This is a genomic window from Moorena bouillonii PNG (assembly GCF_001942495.1).
Lineage (GTDB): Bacteria > Cyanobacteriota > Cyanobacteriia > Cyanobacteriales > Coleofasciculaceae > Moorena > Moorena bouillonii.
In genome coordinates this window covers 3,189,710-3,193,738 of the sequence record NZ_MKZS01000001.1, presented here as the reverse complement: position 1 = coordinate 3,193,738, position 4,029 = coordinate 3,189,710, and the positions used below count along the sequence as shown (strand labels likewise).

Genomic DNA, 4,029 nt, shown 5'->3' with positions numbered 1-4,029 from the left:
GAAAGCCGATACCGTTGGGTGGAGTTGGCAAGAAGCCCACACTGTAATCTCTGATGAGCGTGTGGGAGTATGTCACTGAATCTGATTGCTTGGCAACTTCAGCAAACTAAAGCATCTAACACTGGTCGCACCCTCCAATTTGCCCCGATTAGCTTTGATGTTTCGTTCCAGGAAATCTTCTCGACCTTGTGTGCTGGAGGAACTTTAGTTTTAATCTCAGAGGACATACGCCAAGACCCCATGGCACTGTTGTCCAAACTCAACCAGGAAAACATTGCTCGTTTATTCTTACCCTTTGTTGGGTTACAACAGTTAGCAACTGTAGCGAAAACAGCACCATCACTGCCCATCCACTTGCAAGACATCATTACCGCAGGAGAACAGTTACAAATCTCTCCAGCCATTCGCAATTTGATGGAGCGTTTGCCAGGATGTACTCTCCATAACCACTATGGGCCTTCTGAGAGTCATGTGGTGACAGCCTTTACCCTGCCAGAAGACCTTGCTCAATGGCCAGCCCTGCCCCCGATTGGAAAACCCATCTCTAATTGTCAAATCTATTTGCTAAACCAAGCTTTCCAGCCAGTTCCGATTGGGGTTGCCGGTGAGCTATACATTGGCGGGGTGGGGCTTGCTCGGGGTTATTTTAATCGCCCTGAGCTAACGGCAGAGCGATTTATTCAGCATCCATTTAGTGATAATCCATCGGCTCGACTCTACAAAACTGGGGACTTAGCTCGGTATTTACCAGATGGCAATATTGAATTCCTCGGTCGCATTGACCATCAAGTCAAAATCCGAGGCTTCCGTATCGAACTGGGGGAAATTGAATCTTTACTCAGTCGCTACCAGCAGGTGCAGGAATGCGTCGTCATCCCCCGGGAAGATACCCCAGGAAACAAGCGCCTGGTAGCCTATGTAGTTGGGGATGATGATCTTGACATCAGCGCCCTGAAAGAGTATATCAGACAACAGTTACCAGACTACATGGTTCCCAGTGTCGTGGTGCCCCTGACGTCATTACCCCTGTCTCCCAGTGGTAAAATAAACCGCAAAGCATTACCTGCCCCCTCTGCTGCCTTCAACCCAAGCAGTGACTTCGTTGCACCGAAGACAGAGAGTCAAATTCGGATCGCTAGTCTTTTTGCCGAAATTCTCTCCCTGCACCCTCAGAGCATTAGCCTTGATGATAGTTTCTTTGAGTTAGGTGGTCATTCCCTATTGGCCACTCAACTGATGTTTCGGATTCGTGAAGCCTTCGAGATTAATTTATCCCTAAGGGCATTGTTTGATTATCCCTCTGTTTCTGATTTGGCTAGTGCAATCGACCAAGCTTTAGTGACTGGAGACTATCAATCCCAGACTTGGGATTTAGAAGCAGAAGCTGCTTTAGATCCAGATATTCAGCCATCAACTGCGATCGCGCCAATCGTCAGTCCAATGGAACGAATTTTCCTAACCGGTGCCACAGGTTTCTTGGGAATTCATTTACTTTCTGAAATATTGACCACAACGGATGCTATTGTCTATTGCTTGGTTCGCGCCGAGCATATAGATGCTGGCAAAGAAAGACTATTGAGCAAGTTAGAAGCAACTGGATTATGGCGTGATAATTTTACATCTCGAATTATTCCCATCATCGGAGATTTAGGAAGCAGTCGTTTTGGACTCTCAGCAACTGAGTATAATAATTTATGCAAAGAAATTGATGTTGTTTATCACGCTGGAGCCTATGTTAATCATGTGTGGTCTTACCCTATTTTAAAAGATGCGAATGTTTTGGGAACCCAAGACGTGTTGAGACTGGCCAGTCTAGGGAAGCTCAAACCTGTTCATTACGTTTCTACCATCAGCGTGTTATCAACATCCCAAACTGATCAACCCATTCTCGAGTCAGCCACTGCCAATTATTATGATTTACCAAAAGTAGGCTATGTTCAGACCAAGTGGGTAGCAGAGCAGTTAGTTTGGGAAGCTGCCAAGCGCGGTTTGCCCATAACTATCTATCGACCTTCGAGGATTAGTGGTCACAGTCAAACCGGTGTGTCTAGTTTCGATGACTTACTCTCGCGACGGGTGAAAGGATGTATTCGACTCAAATGTTTTCCTAGCTGGAGTGGTTTAGCAGAAAACCTTGTCCCAGTAGATTATGTCAGCCGAGCGATTGTTTGTCTGTCTCAACAAAACAGTTTATTTGGGAAGGCATTCCATTTAATTAATCCCAAATCGGTGCATCTGAGGGAGATTTTTGACTGGGTGCGCTCCCTGGGCTATAGCTTACAAGAAATTGACTATACTCATTGGCGTTCTAAGTTGATAGAGGATATGGAAAATCCTCTCTACCCTTACTTACCTAACTTCCCGGAATCACCGTCGAACATAACAAACTTAATTGAGTACGATTGTCGCAATGTGGTTGATGGTTTAAGGGAAAGTGGTATCCAGTTACCGGAGGTTAATCAGGATTTATTTAAAACTTACCTCTGCTACTTTAGAGAAAGTGGATTTTTGGAGGATTGAACCTTTTTACTAGACTTCTTGCAGAAGTCGGGAACAGGGAACAGCGATGCAGCGCGGTCTTGGGGGTTTCCCCCATGAGCGACTGCATCAAGACGGGAACAGGGAACAGTGGACAAGAATTGACGCAAAGCGATGCATCGCTTTCTTATGCCCCACACCCCACACCCCACCCCCTACACCCCACACCTGAGGTCAAAGTAAAAAACCTACCCTTATGAGCTTACTCCACCCCCTCCAATAACAGAGCCACTTGTTCAGGTGCAGGAAGTTGATTCTGCAACTGTTGTGGTAACGTTGAAACTATTCGATAAGTAGCAACACCAATCGGTTTGTTTGACTCCTTCAAGGCATATTCCACAATGGTCTTATCCTTAGACTTACAAAGAATAATTCCTATGGCATAATTTTCCTCTTCTAGCCTCACTTTGTCATCTAACGCTGCCAAATAAAACTGCATCTTGCCTATATATTCCGGCAAAAACTCCCCGATTTTTAAATCGATGGCTACCAAACATTTGAGATGGCGATGAAATAACAGCAAATCAATAAAATACTCTTTGTTGCTAATTTCTAAGCGATACTGACTGCCAATGAAAGCAAACATTCCTCCCATTTCCCGTAAAAATGGTTCGACCTTCGCTAGAATTGCTTGCTCTAACTGACGCTCACTGTACTGATCGGCTAGCTCCAAAAAATCAAAGATGTACTCATCTTTAACGGCTAACTTAGCTTGCTTACGAATCTCCTCGGAAACTGTCTGTTCAAAATTTGTTTGATTGAGCAACGTTTTCTCGTAGGTTTGATTCTCTATTTGGTGAATCAAAACATTTTTTGTCCAGCCAAATTTCCGCGTCATCCGGATATAAAACTCTCGCTCTAAGTCATCTTTACACTTTTGCATAATAACCAAATTATGACTCCAAGCAATTTCTGCCACCAATGGTGACAGTTTTTCCTTGGCATAGTAAGAAAGGTAGAATTCTCGCATTCTCCAGATATTACGAACCGAAAAGCCACTGATACCTGGAAACTCCGCTTGTAAGTCTTTTGCTAATTGTTCTACCACTGATTTCCCCCAGGTTTCTCCCTGTTGACGGGTAACAATTAACCGTCCAATATCCCAATAAAGAGTAATTAATTCCTTGTTGACTGCTTTGAGGGATTGGTATTGAGCCTGGCGAATGCGCTGCTTTACTTCTACTAGTAGCTCTCGATACTTCCCTGAATCCAAGTCACTCATCTGGTTTCCGATTCAACAACATTTGTCCAAAAGGTGATCATAACAAACCTAAAGCAGTCAGTGGTCAGCGGTCAGCGGTCAGCCAAAGGCCAATGGCTGATAGCTGATAGCTGACCACTGACTACTTAGTTACCCATTCAATTTTCGGTGTTGCTGATTCTGGGTATGATTGAGCCCCCCTAGGGCGTGTTTTCAAAGTTTTCCGCAAGATTATGATCCCCCCCAGCCCCCCTTAAAAAAGGGGGGAGCCATACTCAAAGTCCCCCTTT

3 protein-coding genes are annotated in these 4,029 nt (G+C 44.7%); 2 read left to right on the top strand and 1 reads right to left on the bottom strand.

Annotated elements, in window-relative coordinates:
* The first annotated feature begins 69 nt into the window (after positions 1 to 69).
* Positions 70 to 2,520 (top strand): thioester reductase domain-containing protein, encoded by a 2,451-nt coding sequence (locus BJP37_RS13000; protein WP_075899333.1) that lies wholly within the window; start codon positions 70 to 72, stop codon positions 2,518 to 2,520.
* Between the two features lie 46 nt (positions 2,521 to 2,566).
* Positions 2,567 to 2,710, top strand: a complete 144-nt coding sequence (locus tag BJP37_RS39110; protein WP_158069563.1) for a hypothetical protein — start codon at positions 2,567 to 2,569, stop codon at positions 2,708 to 2,710.
* A gap of 30 nt (positions 2,711 to 2,740) precedes the next feature.
* Here BJP37_RS39110 and BJP37_RS12995 read toward each other — a convergent pair whose 3' ends face one another.
* Positions 2,741 to 3,760 (bottom strand): PDDEXK nuclease domain-containing protein, encoded by a 1,020-nt coding sequence (locus BJP37_RS12995; protein ID WP_075899331.1) that lies wholly within the window; start codon positions 3,758 to 3,760, stop codon positions 2,741 to 2,743.
* Between the last annotated feature and the right edge of the window lie 269 nt (positions 3,761 to 4,029).

Coding starts and splice junctions, on each gene's coding strand:
- BJP37_RS12995 (WP_075899331.1), bottom strand. CDS start 3,760: ATGAGTGACTTGGATTCAGGGAAGTATCGAGAGCTACTAGTAGAAGTA.
- BJP37_RS13000 (WP_075899333.1), top strand. CDS start 70: ATGTCACTGAATCTGATTGCTTGGCAACTTCAGCAAACTAAAGCATCT.
- BJP37_RS39110 (WP_158069563.1), top strand. CDS start 2,567: ATGCAGCGCGGTCTTGGGGGTTTCCCCCATGAGCGACTGCATCAAGAC.